Raw genomic sequence first — 20,242 nt, forward strand, 5'->3', positions numbered from 1 at the left:
CGGAAGGCCGTTCCGCGGCCTCCGTCGCAGCGCGTGAGGTCATATTGCGAGCCTCAAACCCACTCAAACGAGTGAAACAAGCCAGAGGCCTGATCCGGGCGGGTCTGAATCGCGTTAATTGCGGTACGGGCGAGTGCCCGTGAAAACCTCCGGAAGGCAGGAAGCCATGAGGCACATGCGCCGAAGTGGTCTGGCCACATTGATGGTCACGGGTGGCGCGCTCGCGCTCTCGGCGGGCGCCGCGCACGCCGGCTCCGGTGCAGAGGGCGCCGCGGTCGGGTCGTCGGGCGCGATCTCGGGCAACACCGTTCAGCTGCCCGTGCACGTCCCGGTCAACGTGTGCGGGAACACGATCAACGTCGTCGGACTGCTCAACCCGGCGTTCGGCAACCGCTGTGAGAACCGGTCGGGCTCGTCCGACGGATACGGCTCCCAGCGCGGTGGCGACGGCAGGCACAAGGACCTGCCGGGTACCCCGCGCGACCGCGAGGGTGGCGGCGGCCCCTCCCAGGGCGGTTCTTCCCAGGGCGGCTCCAGCAACAGCGGCGGCGGCGCCACGGCCGAGGGAGTCACGCACGGCTCGTCCGGGATCATCTCCGGCAACGGCATCCAGCTGCCGATCGACCTCCCGGTGAACGTCAGCGGCAACTCCGTCAACGTCGTGGGCATCGGCAACCCCGCCTTCGGCAACACCTCGGTCAACGGCCCCGGCACGCCCGAGGGCCCCGGCGAGGAGCCCAAGCCGGCCACGACCCTGCCCGCCCCGAGCACCGACACCGAAACCGACACCGACACCGACGAGCCGGCTCCGGCGGCCGGTCCGCAGACCAGCTCCGTCTCGCTGGCCGACACGGGCGCGGACCTGATCGGCTACGCCGTCCCGGCGAGCGCCGCGGCGCTGCTCGGCGGTGCGCTGCTGTACCGCCGCTCCCGCCGCGCGGGCGGCGAGATCTGAGGTCCGCCAGGACCCTCACGTCCGGCGCCAGGCCCGGAGCACCGCCTCGATGGCCGGTGCGACCCTCGTCCGGGCCTGGTGGCGGGGAACGCCCCGCATGAGCAGCGTGTCGTACTCGGTGTCGACATGCCGTACGGACGCCCGCACCGCGGCGGTGACCGCACCGCGGTCGAGGGCCCGCCCGGCCGCCGTCCGCCCTACGCGTCCGCTGCCCTTCTCCGAGGCGTGGGCCGCGATCTCCGCGGCCCGCTCCACCGGGCAGGACGGGAACAGCCGCAGGATCTCGGCCTCCAGCTCCGCCGTGACCCGCGCGTCCCGCTCCGCCCGCCGCGCCGCGTCCCTGGCCCGCCGGCGCGCCCGTGCCTCCGCGTCCGCCAGGCACGCCTCCTCCGCCCGGACCAGCGCGGCCTCCTCGACCAGCAGCCCCTGACGTTCGTACCGGGTGCGGCGCCGGTTGTGCCGTACCACCACCGCCCACAGCGAACTGCCCTCCCGCGCCCGGCGGGTGAGCGCCGTGTCACCGCGGCGCAGGAAGACGAGATGGCCGAGGTCGGCGCAGTCGAGGCAGACGGGGGAGTGGAACTCCACCACCATCCGCTCCAGCGGCCCCTGGTGGCACTCCGAACAGCGCCGGCGCCGGAGCGGCTCGACGACGACGGGCGCGACGAGGTCCATGGCGGGCCTCCCTCAGTGCACTCCGGGCGCGGCGGAGGCGATGAACAGATCGAGCGCCTCCTTCGCCTCCCGCGAGCGCCGGGCGCGGTCCTCCTCGTCGACCGCCTCGTGCAGGCAGTTGGTCACCTCGAGCGCCGACTCGGCCAGTCGGCGGGTGGCCGGGTCGTCACAGACCAACTGGACCCGGAAGAGGGCCTGGAGGGCGGCGGTGCGCTGGTGGTACGAGGCGTAGCGCGCTTCCTCCGCCTCCTCCGAGCCGGGATGCCGCGCCGCCCGGAACCACCGGTCGTGCTGGCTGCGACGGTAGTCGACGACGGCACCGGCGAAGGCACTGTAGGTCGCGATCCGCTCCTGGCGCAGCTGCTCGGCACGGGCGAGGCCCGCCGTGCGCTCGGCGGCCCGGCCCTGGAACCAGTGCGTCGCGATCACACCGAGCAGGGTCCCCGCCACGGCGATCAGGGCCGTTCCCATGACCGGCAGCTCCTCATGCGTCTCAAGTGGCCCAGAAAACAGTTCGATTCATCGCCCGGTCCCCGGCTAGGGTCCGTCACGTGGCAACGAAACTCAATCAGATCATCGCAGTGGAGAAGGGCGTCAAGTCCCGCGCGCACCAGGACCTGACCGCGGCGCACCACGGGCTGCAGAAGCCCGCGCTGCTCGCCGGCATCTCCCGTACGTACCAGCCGAAGGACGAGGAGGGCGAGCAGCTTCCGCCCGAGTCCACGCTGGTGCAGGTGAAGGCCGAGGACGTGCTGCGCGACACCGCGCGGGCGCTGACCCGGCTGTTCGATGTGACCGCCACCAAGGACTGGGCCAACTGCGAGGCACGCGCCGACATCACGGTCGACGGGCGTGTCCTGGTGGGCCAGGTGCCCGTCGCGTACCTCCTCTTCCTGGAGAAGCAGCTGACGGACATCAACGCCTTCGTGCGCAAGCTGCCCGTCCTGGACGCCGCCGAGTCCTGGACCCTGGACCCGTCGACCGACGCGTGGAAGACCGAGGTCGTCCGCACGGTCCGGACGAAGAAGGTGCCGCGCAACCATGTGAAGGCGGAGGCGACGGAGAAGCACCCGGCGCAGGTCGAGGTGTACTACGAGGACGTCCCGGTCGGTTACTGGACGACGGTGAAGTTCTCCGGCGCCCTGCCGGCGCGGCGGGTGAACGAACTCCTGGAGCGGGTGGAGAAGCTCCAGCAGGCGGTGAAGTTCGCCCGTGAGGAGGCGAACAGCGGGGAGGTCACCGACCAGCGGGTCGGCGACGCCGTCTTCGGTTACCTCTTCGGGTAGCCGGGACGTACACGGACTCCCCGGCCACCACGGAACACGGCCGGGGCGCGCGAGGAGCGCAAAGCTGAAGCTGAAGCTTGTCGTGAATCCGCGGCCCTTCTGACGGGGGTCGCGTTCAAACTCAGACTATTGCTCCAGACTCAGCATTCGCCGCTCATCGCCGGATCGACCGGGCCCGGGCCCTGGTGCGTCGAAATGCCAGTTCGAATCTGGTCCGCCGAGCTTCGATCGGCGGTGGTCCAATGGCAGGACGCGGCGCAATGACGACTGACCCGGGTCCTCAAGCGTGCCGGCGTGTGATGTGAGCGGCATCGACAGGGCCCGGGGGCAGGCTACGCCCTCGGGCCCGCTCCCGTTTCCGGGCCGCTCTCACTGGCGGTAGCCGCCCAGGAAGCGGCCGATGCGGCTGATCGCCGCGTCGAGATCGTCGGCGTACGGCAGGGTCAGGATGCGGAAGTGGTCCGGGCGCGGCCAGTTGAAGCCGGTGCCCTGCACCACCTGGATCTTCTCCCGCAGCAGCAGGTCGAGGACGAACTTCTCGTCGTCGTGGATCTTGTGCACGGCGGGGTCGAGGCGCGGGAAGGCGTAGAGCGCGCCCTTCGGCTTCACACAGGAGACGCCGGGGATCTCGTTGAGCTTCTCCCACGCCCTGTCGCGCTGTTCGCGCAGCCTGCCGCCCGGGGCGGTCAGCTCGTGGATCGACTGCCGGCCACCGAGCGCGGCCTGGATGGCGTACTGCGCGGGGGCGTTGGGGCACAGGCGCATGGAGGCCAGCATCGTCAGCCCCTCCAGATAGCTCCTCGCGTGCTGCTTGGGACCGGTGACGACCAGCCAGCCGGAGCGGAAGCCCGCGACCCGGTACGTCTTGGAGAGGCCGGAGAAGGTGAGGACGACGAGGTCGGGGGCGAGGGCGGCGGCGGTGTGGTGGACGGCGTCGTCGTAGACGATCTGGTCGTAGATCTCGTCGGCGAAGACCATCAGCTGGTGACGGCGGGCGAGGTCGAGGATGCCCTCGACGATCTCCCGCGGATACACCGCTCCGGTGGGGTTGTTGGGATTGATGATCACGACCGCCCTGGTCCGGTCGGTGATCTTCGCGGCCATGTCGTCGAGGTCCGGGTACCAGTCGGCCGACTCGTCGCAGAGGTAGTGCACCGCCTTGCCGCCCGCGAGGGTGGTCACCGCCGTCCACAGGGGGTAGTCGGGCGCGGGGACCAGGACCTCGTCGCCGTCCTCCAGGAGCGCCTGGACGGCCATGGAGACCAGCTCGGAGACGCCGTTGCCGAGGAAGACGTCGTCCACGTCGACGTCGGGAAGGCCCAGGGCCTGGTAGCGCTGGGCGACGGCGCGCCGGGCGGAGAGGACACCGCGCGAGTCGGTGTACCCATGGGCCTTCGGGAGCATCCGGATCATGTCCTGGACGATCTCCTCGGGGGCCTCGAAGCCGAAGAGCGCCGGGTTGCCGGTGTTGAGGCGCAGGACGCTGTGACCGGCCTCCTCCAGGGCGTTGGCGTGCTCGATCACCGGGCCGCGAATCTCGTAGCAGACCTCGCTCAGCTTGCTCGACTGCCGGAACTCCATGCGACGACCTCCCAGAAGGACTTGATGCTTGGTTTTACCAAGTTCGAGCTTGGAAAGTCCAACAACTTGTCTAGACTGCGTCGCATGCCACGTCGCCGAAGCTATGACCAGTACTGCGCCGCCGCCCGCGCCCTCGATGCCGTCGGCGACCGCTGGACGCTGCTGATCGTCCGTGAACTCCTCGCGGGGCCGCGCCGTTACACCGACCTGCACGCCGATCTTCCCGGCGTCAGCACGGACATGCTGGCCGGTCGCCTCAAGGAGATGGAGGCCGCCGACCTCGTCACGCGCCGCAGGCTGCCACCGCCCGCCTCGGCGTACGTGTACGAACTCACCGGCCGGGGCACGGCGTTGCTGCCCGTCCTGCGCGCCCTGGCGGAGTGGGGAGCGCCCGTCCTCGGTGAACCGCGGCCGACCGACGCCGTACGGGCGCACTGGTCCGCGATCCCCCTGCTGCGCGCGCTGGAGGAGCGGGGCCCGGGCATCACCCAGGTGACGCTCGACGAGGGAGAGTTCCATGTGCGGATCGGGAGCGACGGCACCGCCGCGTACGGCGACGGGCCGGCGGAGGCGGCCGACGCCTTCCTGCGGACGGACACGGCCACCTGCCGGGCCCTGGCGAGCGGAGAGCTGACACTCGCGGAGGCGGTCGCGGCGGGCCGGGCCGAACTCGACGAGACCCTCCGCGTCCCGTGAGACCGGACCCGGCAACCGGCGGGACAGAGATCCTCGCCGAGCGTTTCCCGGTGCCGCACCGCCTCCCCGGCCCGGCCGAACCGTCACTATGACGTCTGTGCGATTCCAAGCGATCACCTGGGAGCGACTGGCCGACACCCTGGCCGCGCACCTCGACGGAACGGCCCCCGGCGGCGGCGACTGGCTCAAGGTCGCCATCGACGGCGCGCCCACGGCCCCCACCGGGGAGACCGCCGGGCGGATCGGGGCCGCCCTGCGGCTGCGCGGCCGGGCCGTACTGGTGGTGGGGACCGGCGGGTTCCTACGGCCCGCGTCTCTGCGGTACGAGTACGGGAAACGCGACCCCGACGCCTACTACAGCGGCTGGTTCGACACGGGCGCGCTCTGGCGCGAGGTCTTCGGGCCGCTGGAGGCCGGCGGCAGCGGGCGCGTGCTGCCCGACCTCTGGGACCCCGTCACGGACCGGGCGACCCGCAGCCCGTACGTCACCCTGCCACCCGGCGGGGTGCTGCTGCTGCACGGCCCGTTCCTGCTCGGGCACTGGTTCCCCTTCGACCTGACCGTGCACCTGCGGCTCTCCCCGGCCGCCCTCGCCCGCCGCACCGAGGAGCCCTGGACGCTGCCCGCCTTCGAACGGTACGAGCACGAGGTCGGCCCCTCCGAAGCCGCCGACGTCGTCGTCCGCGCCGACGACCCCCGCCACCCGGCCTGGACGGGGCTCAGGGGCCGGCCGTCATAGGCCGGCCGCCCACCGACGCCACCGCCTCCGCGCCCGCCCGGCAGCCGGACTCCGCCGCCTCGGGCGCGTCCGCGCCCGCCAGCCGGGCCGCCAGGAAAGCCCCGGTGAAGGCGTCGCCCGCGCCCGTGGAGTCCACCGCCCGGACGGCAGGCGCCGCGACCTCGGCCGTCACCGTCCCGGACTCGGCCACCACGGCGCCCTTCCCGCCCACGGTGACCACCACCAGCGGGAAGATCCGGCTCAGCGCCGCCGCGGCCTCGGCCGGTCCGGCGTGCCCGGTCAGCAGCCGGGCCTCGTCGGCGTTGGGGAACAGCACCTGCGCACCCTCGGCCTCCGCCAGGAAACGGTCCGCGCCCAGCCCGGCCAGGAACCCCGCGGAGGCCGGGTCCACGCTCACGGGGATCCCCGCCTCGCGCGCGTCCATGAGTGCCCGCCGTGCCGTCGCGCGGCTCGCCGCGGCGAAGAAGAGGTACCCGGACAGATGAAGACGGGCGACCCCGTCGAGGAAGGCGGGCGACCAGTCGGCCGGGGACAGGCGCAACGCGGCGCCGCTGTCCGTCAGGAACGTGCGCTCGGCGTCCGCGTCGACCAGCGCTATCACCGTGGCCGTGGCGGCCTCGGCGTCCCTGACCAGCAGCGGGCGCACGCCTGCCGCCCGCAGCGCGCCCTCGTGCCAGTCGGCCGCGTCGGTCCCCACCCGGCCCAGCAGCCGCACGTCAGCGCAGCCCGAACGCGCCGCCCAGCAGGCGACGTTGGCGCCCGCACCGCCCGGCAGCGTGCGGATCTCGGCCGCCGTGTCGGTCGCGGGCGCGAGCGGACTCCGGTGCCGGGCGACGACGTCGGTGACCACGTCACCGACGACCAGCAGGCCCCTCATGCGCCCGCTACTGCGTACGCGGTCGCGATCCGCGCCGCGAGCCGGACGTTGCCGCGCACCGCCGCGAGGTTGGCCTCCAGGGACGCGCCGTCCGTGTGCACCGTCAGGTATTCGAGCAGGAACGGTGTCACCGCCTGCCCCGTGACCCCCTTCTCCCGCGCCGCGGCGAGGCCCTGGGCGAGGACCCGGTCGTGCAGCCCGGGGTCCAGCTGGTCCGCCAGGGGCACCGGGTTGGCCACGATCAGCGCGGCGGACGGCTCACCGAGCTCGTCCTGGGCGCGTATCACTCCGGCCACCTCCTCGGGCGTCCGCAGCGTCCAGTCCACCGGCTCGCCGGAGGAGGCCAGATAGAAGCCGGGGAAGTGTTCCGTGCCGTACCCGACGACCGGTACACCCAGGGTCTCCAGGCGCTGCAGCGTCGCCGGGACGTCGAGGATCGACTTCACGCCCGCGCAGACGACCGTGACCCCGACCCGAGAGAGCAGCCGCAGGTCGGCCGACTCGTCCTGGCTCTCGCTCCACTCCCGGTGGACGCCGCCGAGCCCGCCGGTCGCGAAGACCCGTATGCCGGCGGAGTGCGCCAGCCAGGCGGTCCCGGAGACGGTCGTCGCCCCGGTCGCCCCGGTCGCCAGCGCGGGCGCCAGATCGCGGTGCCCGAGCTTCCGGACCGCCGGGTCCTCCGCGATCCGGGTCAACCGGTCGTCGTCCAGGCCGACATGGGCCACCCCGTCGATCACGGCGATGGTGGCGGGCACGGCGCCGCCCTGCCGTACCAGATCCTCCAACTCCCGTGCCACGGCGAGATTGCGGGGGCGCGGCAGGCCGTGGGCGATGATCGTGGATTCGAGCGCGACCACGGGACGGCCCTCGTGGAGCGCCTCCCGTACCTCTTCGGACACCTGTGTGGACATGTCCCATCTCTGGCGCGACGGCGGGCCGGTCAAACCTCCGTGGCGATCTTCAGCCACAGCGCGGCAGCGCCGGCAGCCGGCCCGTGTCCACCACCTGGACCACCGCCCGCGAGCCGCTCGCCTTGGGGTTGCCGACGCTGTACGCGAGCGCCAGCGCCCCGCCGCCGGCCTGCGCGTATCCGTACGCGGGGGTGATCCGCGCGTACGAGCCGGAGCCGAGGTCCAGGGCGTAGGAGGTCTCCGGTGTGCGCCAGGTGACCAGTCGGCCGCTGATCCGGAGCTGGTCCATGCCGTCGACGGCCGGTGGTGTGGTGACGGCCGCCGTCGGTCGTGCGTCTCCCGTACGCCACACCATGAGCCGGGGCTCGGACTCACCCGCGACCCAGGCCCAGGTCCGGCCGTCGGAGACGACGGACCGGATGTTCCGGAGCGCGGCGAGGGGAGCGGGCAGCGGGACCGTCCGCCCGTCCTTCGGGGACACGGCGGTCAGCCGCGTGCCGGAGCCGGCGGATTCGCGCCACACCAGCAGCTCTCCGGCGGCGAACGGCGTGTCCATCACCCCCGTGCGCAGGGCGCGGGGGGTTCCGCCCGCGGCCGGAGCCGCGTAGACGGTCGCCTTTCCGCCGCCCACGCCTTGCGCCCAGTGGACCGTGCCGTCGCGGACGACCGGCCGGGGGAGGGGACCCGGACGGTCGGCGCGCGCGAGGCGCTTCGCCTTCCCTGTACCGGCGTCCCAGAGGTACAGGCTCCACGGGCTGTCCAGTGTCCGGCCTTCGAGGACGGCGAACGCGGCCCACCGGCGGCCGTCGAAGTCGGCTGCGAGGAGCTGGTGTTCGACGGAATCGGCGAGGTCGAGCAGGGTGCGGGGCGCCGAGCCCGTCCGCACCAGAGCGGCGCGCCGCTGTCCGCCGCCGGTGAGCTGGACGGCGGTCCAGCCGGGCCCGGCGTCGGTGAGGACGGCCCGTTCGCCGTCCGGCGCGCGCAGCTCTCCCGCGTCGAAGGCGGAGCGCCAGACAGCGGGCAGCGGTACCTCGCAGGCGGTGGTCAGGGCGCTCGGCCGAGCGGTGGGGGAGGGCGTCCGGGCGCGGTCGGGCGTCGGGCCGGGGCCGGGCCGGGCCGACGAGCACCCTGCCAGCAGGATGCCCGTCAGCAGCACGGCCAGGGAGGCCGGGAGGGTCCTACCAGACGTACCCACGGCCGCCCATGATGGTGGTGAGGGTGTCGGACGAGATGTGCGCCGACTTGGGGACGGAGCCCGCCCAGGAGATCACGCTCGTGCTCACGCCGCCCACCGGGTCCAGGTAGTTGACCTGCGCGGCGGCGGTGTCGGTGTTGTAGCCGTCGATCGCGACCCAGTGGAAGATCTCGATGTTGGGGTGGCCGACGAGATGGGGACCGCCCGGTACCTCCCAGGCGTTGCCCGCGATGGCGAAGTCGTTGTCGGTGTTGTGGGTGATGTGCTGTCTGAAGTTCGCCTTGTCGGTGGCGGTCGGCGTGTAGGGCAGCGCCTTGGGTACGTATCCGGCGCCGGGGAGGCGGTGGTTGAGCGCGTCGGCCATCGGGTAGCCCGTCGGACCGGGGACGTTGATGTTGATGCCGTACCAGGCCGTGCCGTTGGTGTTCGTCTTGAGGAGGGTGGCCGCGTCCTGCTGGGACCGGCCCGCGACCTCGTCCCGGGCGGACTGGGCGATCACGAGGGTGGCCGGGCCGCACCAGTAGGAGGTCTTCTGCGACTGGTGCAGACCGCCGGACAGCTTGTATCCGGCGAGCGCGCCCTGGAGCCGGGCTTCTTCGTAGGATCTCGCCGCCTCCGCCTGCTTGGCGGCGCCGAGTCTGCGCTGGGCCGGAGTGAGGTGCTGCGGACCGAGGGTGTCGTGCGCCGCCTTGTAGGAGGCGCCGGGGGCGTCCGGTGCGAGTTCGGCGGCGTGCGGCGCCGCGTGCGCCGAAGGGGCGACGGCGGCGGCCGCCAACAGGGCGGCGGCGGTCAGGGCGAGCGTGCGGGGAAGGGAGGCTGACGACGGCATCGCACTCTCCTGTCGGAGGTGGGGGAGGGGTTCACGGTGAGTTTGACGCTGCTCACGTCATGCTGTCAGTGCTCTCGCCGCATTGCCCGCGACCAACATTGGGCCGACCAAAGGCGCCGCCCCGGACCAGCGGTGACATCGATCGGTTCCGTGGCGCGGTCCCCCCGTTTTCACCGGTCCCGACGGCGGGGCGAGGCCGGCCCCCCCGCTACAGTCACCGCCCATGACGACACATGACCGCCCCTCCTTCGCCGTGCACATCCCCGACGCGGAGCTGGAGCCGGAGCCGCTCGACCCCGCCCAGGTCGTCTCGGGCACGCCCGAGGTGACGGGCAAGGTCCTGTGGGAGTCGGCCGACGGCAAGCAGGTGCGCGGCATCTGGCAGATCACGCCGGGCGTGGTGACCGACACCGAGGCCGACGAGCTCTTCGTCGTCGTCAGCGGACGCGCCACGGTCGCCGTCGAGGGCGGCGAGACGCTGGAGATCGGGCCCGGTGACGCCTGTGTGCTGCGCGAGGGCGACCGGACCACCTGGACCGTCCACGAGACGCTGCGCAAGGCGTACCACATCAGCCTCTGAGGCGGGGGGCTCGCGGCGGAGGAAGCCCCGCCGAGAGGATGGTAGGAAGGTTTCCTATCAGATACGCTCCCGCTCAGCGGCTTGGCGCGGCGCCCGAACCCTGTGGGCGTGACGCGCTCAGCGAGAGCTCTGACCCGGCCGCCGTACGCCGTCGCCCTGCCCATGTCCCGCGCGCCCACGGACCTTCCCGGGCAGGGGGCGGTGTACCGCACCGGTGTCCAGCTCTCGCCGTCCCTCAAGGCCAGGGAGCCCAGGTATGCGCCTGTACGCCTCCGCCCCACCACGCCGCACCACCCCCCTCACCCGCGTCCCCCACCTCACCCCGCCCCTCCTCCTCGCCGCCGTGCTCCTCCTCGTCGGCGGACTGCTGCTCGCCTCCCCCGGGCACGCCGGCGCCGCCGCCGACCCGCTGATCTCCCGTGGCAAGCCCGCCACCTCCTCGTCCGTCGAGAACTCCGCCTTCCCCGCGGGCAAGGCCTTCGACGGCGACCCCTCCACCCGGTGGGCCAGCGCCGAAGGCTCCGACCCCCAGTGGATCGGGGTCGACCTGGGCGCGGCCGCAACGGTCTCGCGCGTCCGCCTCTCCTGGGAGGCCGCCTACGCCACGGCGTACCGCGTCGAGATCTCCGCCGACGGCGCCACCTGGACCCGGCTCGCCACCGAGACCGCCGGCGACGGCGGCACCGACGACTGGACCGGTCTCACCGGCAAGGGCCGCCATCTGCGCGTCCACGGCACCGCGCGCGGTACGTCGTACGGCTACTCCCTCTACGAAGTAGAGGTGTACGGCACCGTCACGGGACCCCCTCCCTCCGGCGCCTTCACGGTCGTCGCGGCCGGTGACATCGCCGCCCAGTGCACCGCCTCCAGCAGCTCCTGCGCCCACCCGAGGACCGCGGCCCAGGCACAACGGATCAACCCGAAGTTCTATCTGACGATGGGCGACAACCAGTACGACGACGCCCTGCTCTCCGACTTCCGCGCCTACTACGACAAGACCTGGGGCGCGTTCAAGGCGAAGACACGCCCGGTGCCCGGCAACCACGAGACCTACGACCCGGCCGGCCCGCTCGCCGGCTACAAGGCGTACTTCGGCGCCGTCGCCTACCCGCAGGGCAAGCCGTACTACAGCTACGACGAGGGCAACTGGCACTTCATCGCCCTCGACTCCAACTCCTTCGACGACTCCGCGCAGATCCGGTGGCTCAAGGACGATCTCGCCCGCAACACCAAGCGCTGTGTCGCCGCCTACTTCCACCACCCGCTGTACTCCTCCGGCGGCCACGGCAACGACCCCGTCTCCAAGCCCGTCTGGCAGATCCTGTACGGGGCGAAGGCCGACCTCGTCCTCAACGGACACGACCACCACTACGAACGGTTCGTCCCCCAGGACCCCTCTGGGCGGGCCACCCCCGACGGCATCGTGGAGATCGTCGGCGGCATGGGCGGCGCCGAGCCCTACCCGATCGAGACGGTCCAGCCCCACAGCCAGAAGCGGATCAGCGGAACGTACGGCGTACTGAAGCTGGACCTCACCGACACGACCTACACCTGGCAGTACGTCGGCACCGACGGCCAGGTCAAGGACTCCGCTCCGACCTACACCTGCCACTGATGTACCTGGCGACCACCGGTCGCCCGGACGCGCCGCCGCCCCCTCCAGGGGAGCGCCGGCGCGTCTCCGGCACCGTTCTCGCGCTGGGCGCGGTCAGCCTCGTCACCGACATCTCCTCGGAGATGGTGACGGCCGTCCTGCCGCTCTATCTCGTGGTCGGGCTCGGCCTCTCCCCGCTCCAGTTCGGCCTGCTCGACGGCCTCTTCAACGGCGCCACCGCGCTCGTCCGGCTCGTCGGCGGTCACGCGGCCGACCGGGGAGGGCGCCACAAGCGGGTCGCCGGGATCGGGTACGCGCTCTCCGCCTGCTCCCGCCTCGGACTGCTCCTCGCGGGCGGCGCCACGGGCTGGATCGCGGCCGCGCTCGCCGGCGACCGGCTCGGCAAGGGAATCCGTACCGCACCCCGCGACGCGCTGATCACCCTCAGCAGCCCGCCCGACGGCCTGGGCCGCGCCTTCGGGGTCCACAGGGCGATGGACACGACCGGCGCCCTCCTCGGCCCGCTCGCCGCGTTCGCGCTGCTCTGGGCGACGGCGGACGCGTACGACGCCGTCTTCGTCGTCAGCTTCTGCACGGGCGTCGCCGGAGTGCTGCTCCTCGTGGTCCTCGTCCCCGACGGGCCGGCGGCCGGCCGCACGAGCCGGAGCCCACGGCCGCGCGCGGCCGTGCTGCTCGCGCCGCTGCGCTCCGCGCGCTACCGGAGAGTCCTCGGCGCCACCGCGCTGCTCGGCGCCGTCACCGTCGGGGACGCGTTCGTCTACCTGCTGCTCCAGCGGCGGCTCGACCTGGCCGTCACCTGGTTCCCGTTCCTGCCGCTGGGCGCCGCGGCGGCCTATCTGCTGCTGGCCGTCCCGGCCGGCCGGCTCGCCGACCGGATCGGGCGCCGCCGCCCCTTCCTGTACGGGCACGGCGCCCTGCTCCTCGCCTACGTCCTCCTCCTCGCCCCCGGCCCCGACCTGGTCGTGCTGGGGCTCGTCCTCGGCCTGCTCGGGGTCTTCTACGCCGCCACGGACGGGGTCCTGATGGCGCTGGCCGGCCCGCTGCTCCCGGCCGGGCGAAGGGCGTCCGGGCTCGCCCTCGTCCAGACCGTCCAGGCGCTGGCCCGCCTGCTCGCCGCGGCAGGCTTCGGGGCCGCCTGGACGGTGTGGGGGCCGTCCACGGCTCTCCTCCTCGCCGTCGCCGGGCTGGTGGCGGCAGTCGCGGGCGCCCGGTGCCTGCTGTCCGACACCCTGCTGCCCGACACCCTTCCGTCCGAAAGGCCCCCGTCCTCCGAAAGGCCCCCCACATGAACGGCTCTCCTCCCCGCGCGCGTCGCATCCGGGCACTCGTCGTCGCCGTCCTCCTGCTCGCCTGCGGAGCCACCGTCTACACCCTCCGGGCCGCCGAACGGACCTCCGCGCGCGTGGAGGCGTCCGGGGCCGCCCCGGCCTTCGGTCTCGACGGCCCCCGGGGACGGCTGTACGTCCGCGACACCGCCACGGGCCGCGTCGCCCGCCACGACCCGGCCTCCGCCCCCGACTCCCGGCTGCTCGGCGGACCCGCGTGCGACCGGTTCCACGCCGCCGGCGGCACCGCTCTCTGCCTCCAGCGGCGGCCCGGGGTCCCGCCCCGCTCGTACGCCCTCGTGCTCGACCGGCGGCTGCGCGAACTGCGCCGGATCGCGCTGCCCGGCATCCCCAACCGGGCCCGGGTCTCCGCCTCGGGACGCATGCTCTCCTGGACCATGTTCGCCACCGGCGACTCGTACGCCACCTCCGCCTTCTCGACCAGGACCGCACTCCTCGACCTGCGCACCGGCTATCTGGTCAAGAACATGGAACAGATCCCGCTCACCCTCGACGGCCGCCGCTACCACGCCCCTGACGTCAACTACTGGGGCGTCTCCTTCGCCCGCGACGACAACCGCTTCTACGCCACCGTCGCCACGAAGGGCCGTACCCATCTCGTCGAGGGCGACCTGCGGACCTGGTCGGCCAGGGCCCTGCGGGAGAACGTCGAATGCCCGTCGCTGTCACCGGACGACACCCGGATCGCCTTCAAGAAGAAGGTCTCCGCCGACCCCGAGGCCCCATGGCGGCTGTACGTCCTCGACCTGCGCACCCTGCGCGAACACCCGGTCGCTGAGCGGCGGAGCATCGACGACCAGGCGGTCTGGACCGACGACGCCACCCTTGCCTACGGGCACGAGGGGGCCGTATGGACCGTTCCCGCCGACGGCACGGGCGCGCCGCGCCTGCTGCTGTCCGGCGCGACGTCCCCGGCGCTGCCGCGCTGACCCCGCTGGTGCCGCCCCGCGTGGGATCCGTCAGGCGCGCCGTACCGATCCCCGTACCGCCAGCGCCGCCATCGGCAGCAGCAGGCACGCGCCCACCGCGTTGAGCCAGCCGTAGCCGGCCTGGGCGACGATCAGACCCGCCGTCAGGCCACCGACGCCCGCCGCCGTGTTCATGGTGAAGTCCGAGAGGCCCTGGACCGCCGCCCTGGCCGCCCGGGGGACCGAGTCCGTCAGCAGCGCCGAACCCGACACCAGGCCCGCGGACCAGCCGAGTCCCAGCAGGAACAGACCCGCCGTGGTCCGGGCGTGGCTCGCCCCCGCGGTGCCCGCCAGGAGCGCGGCCGCCGAGAGCAGACCGACCGCCAGGCCGATCACGGAGAGCCGGCCCAGCCGGTCCGAGAGCCAGCCCATCACCGGTGAGAAGGCGTACATGCCGGCGATGTGGACGCTGATCACCAGACCGATCAGCTGGAGGCCCGCGCCGTGGTGGCTCAGCGCCACCGGCGTCATCGACATGATCGAGACCATGGCGGTGTGCGAGGCGGCCACGGTGACCAGGGCGAGGCGGGCCCGCGACGATGCCCGGACGGCCCGCATCCCCGCCCTGAGGGATCGGGCGCCGGCCTCCTCGCTCTCCTCGGGACCGGCCAGGGCGCGGGCGGTGAGCAGCGGGTCGGGGCGCAGCAGCAGGGCCACCATGGCGGCGGCGATCAGGAACACCCCGGCCGCCCAGACGAACGGCCCCGCCGTCGCCGGAATGCCGAGGCCCGCGACGCTCTCGCCGGCCGGCGCCGCGACGTTCGGGCCGAGGACGGCTCCGATCGTCGTCGCCCACACCACCGTGGAGATGGCGCGGCCCCGGCGGTCCGGTTCCGCGAGGTCGGCGGCGGCGAAGCGGGCCGCCAGGTTGGCCGAGGACCCGGCGCCGAAGCCGACCAGACCCACCAGGAGCAGCGGGAAGTTGCCCACGACCGCACCCAGGACGACGATCCCGGCGCCCAGCACCGCCACCAGATAGGCGAGCACGAGCCCGGAGCGGCGTCCCCGCGAGGCCATCAGCGCGGCCAGCGGCATGGCGAGCAGGGCCGGACCGGCCACCGACGCGGTCGACGCGAGTCCCGACAGGGCCTCCGTGCCGCTGACCTCCTTGGCCAGCACGGCGGCGAGCGAGACGCCGATGGCGATGCCCAGCCCGCCGAGTATCTGGCTGGCGATCAGGACCGCCTGGATCCGTCGGCGCACCGCCGGCAGTCCGGCGGCCGTGACGGAGGCGGACATACCGCCGACAGGGGCGGTATCGGGCGTGTCAGGGGCGTCGGGCGTCCGGGTCATTACGCGAGTGTGCCAGCCGCCTCGCGGGAGGGGAACGCCACCACCGGACACCCGAGGGGGACGCGCCTCGTCCGGGCTCCCCGGCCGCTCAGAACAGCGGCTGCGGCAGTACGCCCTCCAGGGCCAGCAGCGTCCGCTTCGTCTCCAGACCACCGCCGAACCCGCCGAGACCGCCGTCGCTCTCCACCACCCGATGGCACGGCACGAGCACCGGAAGCGGATTGGCTCCCATCGCCGCCCCGACCGCCTGCGCCGCGCCCGGCTGCCCGACCCTCCGGGCGAGCTCGCCGTACCCCACGACCGTCCCGTACGGCACCCCCTCCGCCAGCTCGCGCAGCACCTGCCGGTGGAACCCGGTCGTCAGCGCCCAGTCCAGAGGGGCCCGGAACTCCCGCCGCCCACCGGAGAAGTACTCCGCGAGCTGCCGTATCGGCTCGGCCAGCCGGCCCGTTGCACTCTCCACCGGCTCCGCCCCGAGCTGCCCCGCCAGCCGCTCCAGCGCCCTCTCGCGCACCGCCTCGCGGGCGTGGAAGACGACGCTCACCAGGCCGCGATCGGTCGCGGCCAGCAACAGCGGGCCGATGCCACTGCCGACCACCGCCCATTCCACCGTGGAGTCCATGCCGCTCACGGTACGACCCGCCACTGACATCACGGCTCGGTCTCACCGCGGTCTCACCCCCGCCAATTCCCGGACCTCATGGTCGCCGTGCCGCCCGCGCGCCATAATCTCGCCCCAGCACTACTCAGCGGTACCGACTGTTTTCGGACGACGTTGCGCCACGGGTGGAGGACACACGCTCATGCAGGGCACGGTCGACGGATTCAGTTACGGCCTCGTCACGCCGGTGGCCGCCTATCTCATGGCCTGCCTCGGCGGCGCCCTGGGGCTGCGCTGCACCACCAGATCGCTCCGCAACCGGGACACCTTCAAGGCCGGCTGGCTGGCGCTGGGAGCCACCTCGATCGGCAGCGGCATCTGGACGATGCACTTCATCGCCATGATGGGCTTCACCGTCCGGCAGGCGCCCGTCAGCTACGACAAACCCCTCACCTTCGCCAGCCTGGGCGTCGCCGTCCTGATGGTCGGCATCGGCGTCTTCATCGTCGGCTACCGCGGCGCCGCCCCCCTCACCCTGGTCACCGGCGGCACGATCACCGGCCTCGGCATCGCCACGATGCACTACCTCGGCATGGCGGGAATGCGGCTCCAGGGGCGCATCGAGTACGACACCCCCACCGTCGCCCTCTCCGTCGTCATCGCGGTCGTGGCCGCCACCGCCGCCCTCTGGGCCGCCGTCTCGGTGCACGGATTTCTGGCCAGCCTCGGCGCCAGCATGGTGATGGGCCTCGCCGTCAGTGGTATGCACTACACCGGCATGGCGGCGGTCAACGTCCACCTCCACGACACGGTCGCCCTCTCCGGCTCCGGCGACCCCGCCACCTCGCTGCTGCCGATGCTGATCGGTCCCGCCGTCTTCCTCCTCCTGGCCGCGGTCGTCGTCATGTTCGACCCCCTGCTCGTCATGGGCGAACCCGACTGGCAGCGGCCCGCGGCCCCGCGCGGTCCCCGCCCCGGTGTGCCCGCGCCGCGCCGCCCCGCCGCCTACGGCGAGCCCGCCAACTGGTCGTCCCGGCCGCCCTCCGGCCGACAGGCGCGCCGGGGAGCCCGCCGCGGAGCCCGCCGGGGCGCCCACCACTCGCGGGAGTGGTGAGCGGAAGATCCCCGCGGCCGGCCCCGTCGACCGTTCACCGCCCGACTGTCAGTGGGGGGTCGTACGGTGGTTGCATGCGGCCCGTTTCCCAGATCGAACGTACGGTGGCGCCTTTCGAGGTCGTCAGCCCCTACCAGCCCAGCGGCGACCAGCCCACGGCCATTGCCGACCTCGAGCGGCGCGTCCGCGCCGGCGAGAAGGACGTCGTCCTGCTCGGTGCCACCGGCACCGGCAAGTCGGCGACCACCGCGTGGATGATCGAGAAGCTGCAACGCCCCACGCTCGTCATGGCGCCCAACAAGACCCTCGCCGCCCAGCTGGCGAACGAGTTCCGCGAGCTCCTGCCGAACAACGCCGTCGAGTACTTCGTCTCGTACTACGACTACTACCAGCCCGAGGCGTACGTCCCGCAGTCGGACACCTACATCGAGAAGGACTCCTCGATCAACGAGGAGGTCGAGCGGCTGCGCCACTCCGCGACGAACTCGCTGCTCACCCGCCGCGACGTCGTCGTGGTGGCCTCCGTCTCCTGCATCTACGGCCTCGGAACGCCCCAGGAGTACGTGGACCGCATGGTCCCCCTCAAGGTGGGCGAGGAGATCGACCGCGACCAGCTGCTGCGCCGCTTCGTCGACATCCAGTACACCCGCAACGACCTCGCGTTCACCCGGGGCACCTTCCGGGTCCGCGGCGACACCATCGAGATCTTCCCGGTCTATGAGGAGCTCGCCGTCCGCATCGAGATGTTCGGCGACGAGATCGAGGCGCTCTCCACGCTCCACCCGCTCACCGGCGAGATCATCAGCGAGGACCGCGAGCTGTACGTCTTCCCCGCCAGCCACTATGTGGCCGGCCCGGAGCGCATGGAGAAGGCGATCAACGGCATCGAGCGCGAGCTCGAGAGCCGCCTCGCCGAACTCGACAAGCAGGGCAAGATGCTGGAGTCCCAGCGACTGCGCATGCGGACGACGTACGACATCGAGATGATGCGCCAGATCGGCTCCTGCTCCGGCATCGAGAACTACTCCATGCACTTCGACGACCGCGAGCCCGGCTCCGCCCCCAACACGCTCCTCGACTACTTCCCCGAGGACTTCCTGCTCGTCATCGACGAGTCGCACGTCACCGTCCCGCAGATCGGCGCGATGTACGAAGGCGACGCCTCCCGCAAGCGGACCCTGGTCGACCACGGGTTCCGGCTCCCCTCCGCGCTCGACAACCGCCCGCTGAAGTGGGAGGAGTTCCAGCAGCGGATCGGTCAGACGGTCTACCTCTCCGCGACCCCCGGCACGTACGAGCTGTCCCGCTCGGACGGCTTCGTCGAACAGATCATTCGCCCCACCGGCCTGGTGGACCCCCAGGTCGTCGTGAAGCCCACCGAGGGCCAGATCGACGACCTGGTCCACGAGATCCGGCTGCGCACCGAGAAGGACGAGCGCGTGCTCGTCACCACCCTCACCAAGAAGATGGCCGAGGACCTCACCGACTACTTCCTCGAACTCGGCATCCAGGTCCGCTATCTGCACAGCGACGTCGACACCCTGCGCCGTATCGAGCTGCTGCGCGAACTGCGCTCCGGCGAGTACGACGTCCTGGTCGGCATCAACCTGCTCCGTGAGGGCCTCGACCTGCCCGAGGTGTCGCTGGTCGCCATCCTCGACGCCGACAAGCAGGGCTTCCTGCGCTCCGGCACCTCGCTGATCCAGACCATCGGCCGCGCGGCGCGCAACGTCTCGGGCCAGGTCCACATGTACGCGGACACGATGACGCCGGCGATGGAGAAGGCCATCGACGAGACGAACCGGCGCCGCGAGAAGCAGATCGCGTACAACACCGCCCACGGCATCGACCCGCAGCCGCTCCGCAAGAAGATCAACGACATCGTCGCCACCATCGCCCGCGAGGAGGTCGACACGGAGCAGCTGCTCGGCACCGGCTACCGCCAGACCAAGGACGGGAAGGGGGCCAAGGCCCCCGTACCCTCCCTCGCCGCGCACGGCACCACGGGCAGGACCAGGGGCAAGGCCGGCAAGGCGGGCGCGGCCGGTTCGACGGTTCAGCTCGGCGACCGCCCGGCCACCGAACTGGCCGCCATCATCGAGGAGATGACCGACCGGATGCGCGCCGCCGCGGCGGAGCTGCAGTTCGAGGTGGCCGCCCGGCTCCGGGACGAAGTAGGAGAGCTGAAGAAGGAGTTGCGCCAGATGCGGGAGGCGGGACTCGCCTGACGGCACGCGGGCCCCTGCGCGGTCCGGTGTGTTGCAGGACCGACACAAAACCGGACCGCGTCTGCTGCGCTGTCAGTGCCCCTGCGTAGGGTGCTGGTCAACCGCACGCACAGCAGGACGGCCGCGGGGACAGCGACGAGAGGGGACAGCGCGTGACGGTCAACATGACCAAGGGGCAGGCCATCAGCCTGGAGAAGCAGGGCGGAGGGTCCCTTACGTCGGTACGGATGGGGCTCGGCTGGCGGGCGGCGCCGCGCCGCGGCCTGTTCGGCTCGCGCACCCGGGAGGTCGACCTGGACGCCTCCGCGGTGCTCTTCGCCGACAAGCAGCCGGTGGACGTGGTCTTCTTCCGTCATCTGGTGAGCGACGACGGCTCGGTCCGCCATACCGGTGACAACCTGGTCGGCGGCGCCGGCCAGGGCGGCGACGACGAGTCGATCCTGGTCGACCTCGAGCGCCTCCCCGTCCACATCGACCAGATCGTCTTCACGGTGAACTCCTTCACCGGCCAGACGTTCCAGGAGGTGCAGAACGCCTTCTGCCGGATCGTCGACGAGACCAACGGCCAGGAGCTCGCGCGCTACACCCTGGACGGCGGCGGCCAGTACACCGCGCAGATCATGGCGAAGGTGCACCGCGCCGGTTCCGGCTGGCAGATGACGGCCCTGGGCAACCCGGCCAACGGCCGTACGTTCCAGGACCTCATGCCCGCGATCCTGCCGCATCTGTAGGCGGGGCACCGCAGGCGCACCC

Annotated in this window: 20 protein-coding genes; 11 read left to right on the plus strand and 9 right to left on the minus strand. The window is 72.5% G+C overall.

Features of this window, described 5'->3' with window-relative positions; genetic code table 11:
* The first annotated feature begins 166 nt into the window (after positions 1 to 166).
* Positions 167 to 955: a chaplin gene (locus tag ACWDX6_RS12525; RefSeq protein ID WP_451484899.1), complete on the plus strand. Its 789-nt coding sequence runs from the start codon at positions 167 to 169 to the stop codon at positions 953 to 955.
* Positions 956 to 970: 15 nt separating this feature from the next.
* Here the strand turns inward: ACWDX6_RS12525 and ACWDX6_RS12530 are convergent, their stop codons facing one another.
* The gene (locus ACWDX6_RS12530; RefSeq protein ID WP_451484900.1) at positions 971 to 1,630 is read right to left on the minus strand and encodes a DUF2293 domain-containing protein; all 660 of its coding nucleotides are present in this window, start codon (positions 1,628 to 1,630) and stop codon (positions 971 to 973) included.
* Between the two features lie 12 nt (positions 1,631 to 1,642).
* Entirely contained in the window at positions 1,643 to 2,101 is a 459-nt protein-coding gene (locus ACWDX6_RS12535) for a hypothetical protein (RefSeq protein ID WP_451484901.1), read from the minus strand.
* Between the two features lie 80 nt (positions 2,102 to 2,181).
* Between ACWDX6_RS12535 and ACWDX6_RS12540 the strand changes: the two genes are divergently transcribed.
* On the plus strand, positions 2,182 to 2,916 hold the full coding sequence (locus tag ACWDX6_RS12540; RefSeq protein ID WP_451484902.1) for a DUF7873 family protein: 735 nt from the start codon (positions 2,182 to 2,184) through the stop codon (positions 2,914 to 2,916).
* 369 nt (positions 2,917 to 3,285) lie between these two features.
* Here the strand turns inward: ACWDX6_RS12540 and ACWDX6_RS12545 are convergent, their stop codons facing one another.
* On the minus strand, positions 3,286 to 4,497 hold the full coding sequence (locus tag ACWDX6_RS12545; protein WP_451484903.1) for a pyridoxal phosphate-dependent aminotransferase: 1,212 nt from the start codon (positions 4,495 to 4,497) through the stop codon (positions 3,286 to 3,288).
* An 84-nt stretch (positions 4,498 to 4,581) separates the two neighbouring features.
* Between ACWDX6_RS12545 and ACWDX6_RS12550 the strand changes: the two genes are divergently transcribed.
* Positions 4,582 to 5,193 (plus strand): winged helix-turn-helix transcriptional regulator, encoded by a 612-nt coding sequence (locus tag ACWDX6_RS12550; RefSeq protein WP_451484904.1) that lies wholly within the window; start codon positions 4,582 to 4,584, stop codon positions 5,191 to 5,193.
* 97 nt (positions 5,194 to 5,290) lie between these two features.
* On the plus strand, positions 5,291 to 5,932 hold the full coding sequence (locus ACWDX6_RS12555) for a uridine kinase (RefSeq protein ID WP_451484905.1): 642 nt from the start codon (positions 5,291 to 5,293) through the stop codon (positions 5,930 to 5,932).
* On the opposite strand, the gene ACWDX6_RS12560 is transcribed toward ACWDX6_RS12555, so the two are convergent.
* Genes ACWDX6_RS12560 through ACWDX6_RS12575 form a run of 4 tightly spaced genes read right to left on the minus strand, consistent with a single transcriptional unit; the run spans position 5,913 to position 9,744 of the window.
* The gene (locus ACWDX6_RS12560; protein ID WP_451484906.1) at positions 5,913 to 6,809 is read right to left on the minus strand and encodes a carbohydrate kinase family protein; all 897 of its coding nucleotides are present in this window, start codon (positions 6,807 to 6,809) and stop codon (positions 5,913 to 5,915) included. The genes ACWDX6_RS12555 and ACWDX6_RS12560 overlap by 20 nt on opposite strands.
* The gene (locus ACWDX6_RS12565; protein WP_451484907.1) at positions 6,806 to 7,720 is read right to left on the minus strand and encodes a pseudouridine-5'-phosphate glycosidase; all 915 of its coding nucleotides are present in this window, start codon (positions 7,718 to 7,720) and stop codon (positions 6,806 to 6,808) included. The genes ACWDX6_RS12560 and ACWDX6_RS12565 overlap by 4 nt, the downstream gene beginning before the upstream one ends.
* A gap of 49 nt (positions 7,721 to 7,769) precedes the next feature.
* Positions 7,770 to 8,915, minus strand: a complete 1,146-nt coding sequence (locus tag ACWDX6_RS12570) for a hypothetical protein (RefSeq protein ID WP_451484908.1) — start codon at positions 8,913 to 8,915, stop codon at positions 7,770 to 7,772.
* Positions 8,899 to 9,744 (minus strand): hypothetical protein, encoded by an 846-nt coding sequence (locus ACWDX6_RS12575; protein WP_451484909.1) that lies wholly within the window; start codon positions 9,742 to 9,744, stop codon positions 8,899 to 8,901. Before ACWDX6_RS12575 ends, ACWDX6_RS12570 begins: the two co-directional genes overlap by 17 nt.
* A 223-nt stretch (positions 9,745 to 9,967) precedes the next feature.
* Between ACWDX6_RS12575 and ACWDX6_RS12580 the strand changes: the two genes are divergently transcribed.
* From ACWDX6_RS12580 to ACWDX6_RS12595, 4 genes are all read left to right on the plus strand, one after another.
* Positions 9,968 to 10,324: a cupin domain-containing protein gene (locus ACWDX6_RS12580; RefSeq protein ID WP_451484910.1), complete on the plus strand. Its 357-nt coding sequence runs from the start codon at positions 9,968 to 9,970 to the stop codon at positions 10,322 to 10,324.
* A 256-nt stretch (positions 10,325 to 10,580) separates the two neighbouring features.
* The gene (locus ACWDX6_RS12585) at positions 10,581 to 11,939 is read left to right on the plus strand and encodes a discoidin domain-containing protein (protein ID WP_451484911.1); all 1,359 of its coding nucleotides are present in this window, start codon (positions 10,581 to 10,583) and stop codon (positions 11,937 to 11,939) included.
* Positions 11,939 to 13,228: an MFS transporter gene (locus tag ACWDX6_RS12590; RefSeq protein ID WP_451484912.1), complete on the plus strand. Its 1,290-nt coding sequence runs from the start codon at positions 11,939 to 11,941 to the stop codon at positions 13,226 to 13,228. The genes ACWDX6_RS12585 and ACWDX6_RS12590 overlap by 1 nt, the downstream gene beginning before the upstream one ends.
* Positions 13,225 to 14,214: a TolB family protein gene (locus tag ACWDX6_RS12595; protein ID WP_451484913.1), complete on the plus strand. Its 990-nt coding sequence runs from the start codon at positions 13,225 to 13,227 to the stop codon at positions 14,212 to 14,214. The genes ACWDX6_RS12590 and ACWDX6_RS12595 overlap by 4 nt, the downstream gene beginning before the upstream one ends.
* Positions 14,215 to 14,244: 30 nt before the next feature.
* Here ACWDX6_RS12595 and ACWDX6_RS12600 read toward each other — a convergent pair whose 3' ends face one another.
* Both ACWDX6_RS12600 and ACWDX6_RS12605 read right to left on the minus strand, forming a co-directional pair.
* On the minus strand, positions 14,245 to 15,546 hold the full coding sequence (locus tag ACWDX6_RS12600) for an MFS transporter (protein WP_451484914.1): 1,302 nt from the start codon (positions 15,544 to 15,546) through the stop codon (positions 14,245 to 14,247).
* Positions 15,547 to 15,634: 88 nt separating this feature from the next.
* Positions 15,635 to 16,168, minus strand: a complete 534-nt coding sequence (locus ACWDX6_RS12605) for a methylated-DNA--[protein]-cysteine S-methyltransferase (protein WP_451484915.1) — start codon at positions 16,166 to 16,168, stop codon at positions 15,635 to 15,637.
* Positions 16,169 to 16,349: 181 nt separating this feature from the next.
* On the opposite strand from ACWDX6_RS12605, the gene ACWDX6_RS12610 reads away from it, so the two are divergent.
* From ACWDX6_RS12610 to ACWDX6_RS12620, 3 genes are all read left to right on the plus strand, one after another.
* Positions 16,350 to 17,261 (plus strand): MHYT domain-containing protein, encoded by a 912-nt coding sequence (locus tag ACWDX6_RS12610; RefSeq protein ID WP_451484916.1) that lies wholly within the window; start codon positions 16,350 to 16,352, stop codon positions 17,259 to 17,261.
* Positions 17,262 to 17,335: 74 nt separating this feature from the next.
* Positions 17,336 to 19,489 (plus strand): excinuclease ABC subunit UvrB, encoded by a 2,154-nt coding sequence (gene uvrB / locus ACWDX6_RS12615; protein ID WP_451484917.1) that lies wholly within the window; start codon positions 17,336 to 17,338, stop codon positions 19,487 to 19,489.
* 152 nt (positions 19,490 to 19,641) lie between these two features.
* Positions 19,642 to 20,220: a TerD family protein gene (locus ACWDX6_RS12620; protein WP_403289449.1), complete on the plus strand. Its 579-nt coding sequence runs from the start codon at positions 19,642 to 19,644 to the stop codon at positions 20,218 to 20,220.
* The last annotated feature ends 22 nt before the right edge of the window (positions 20,221 to 20,242 follow it).

Source organism: Streptomyces sp. NPDC003027 (assembly GCF_053591435.1).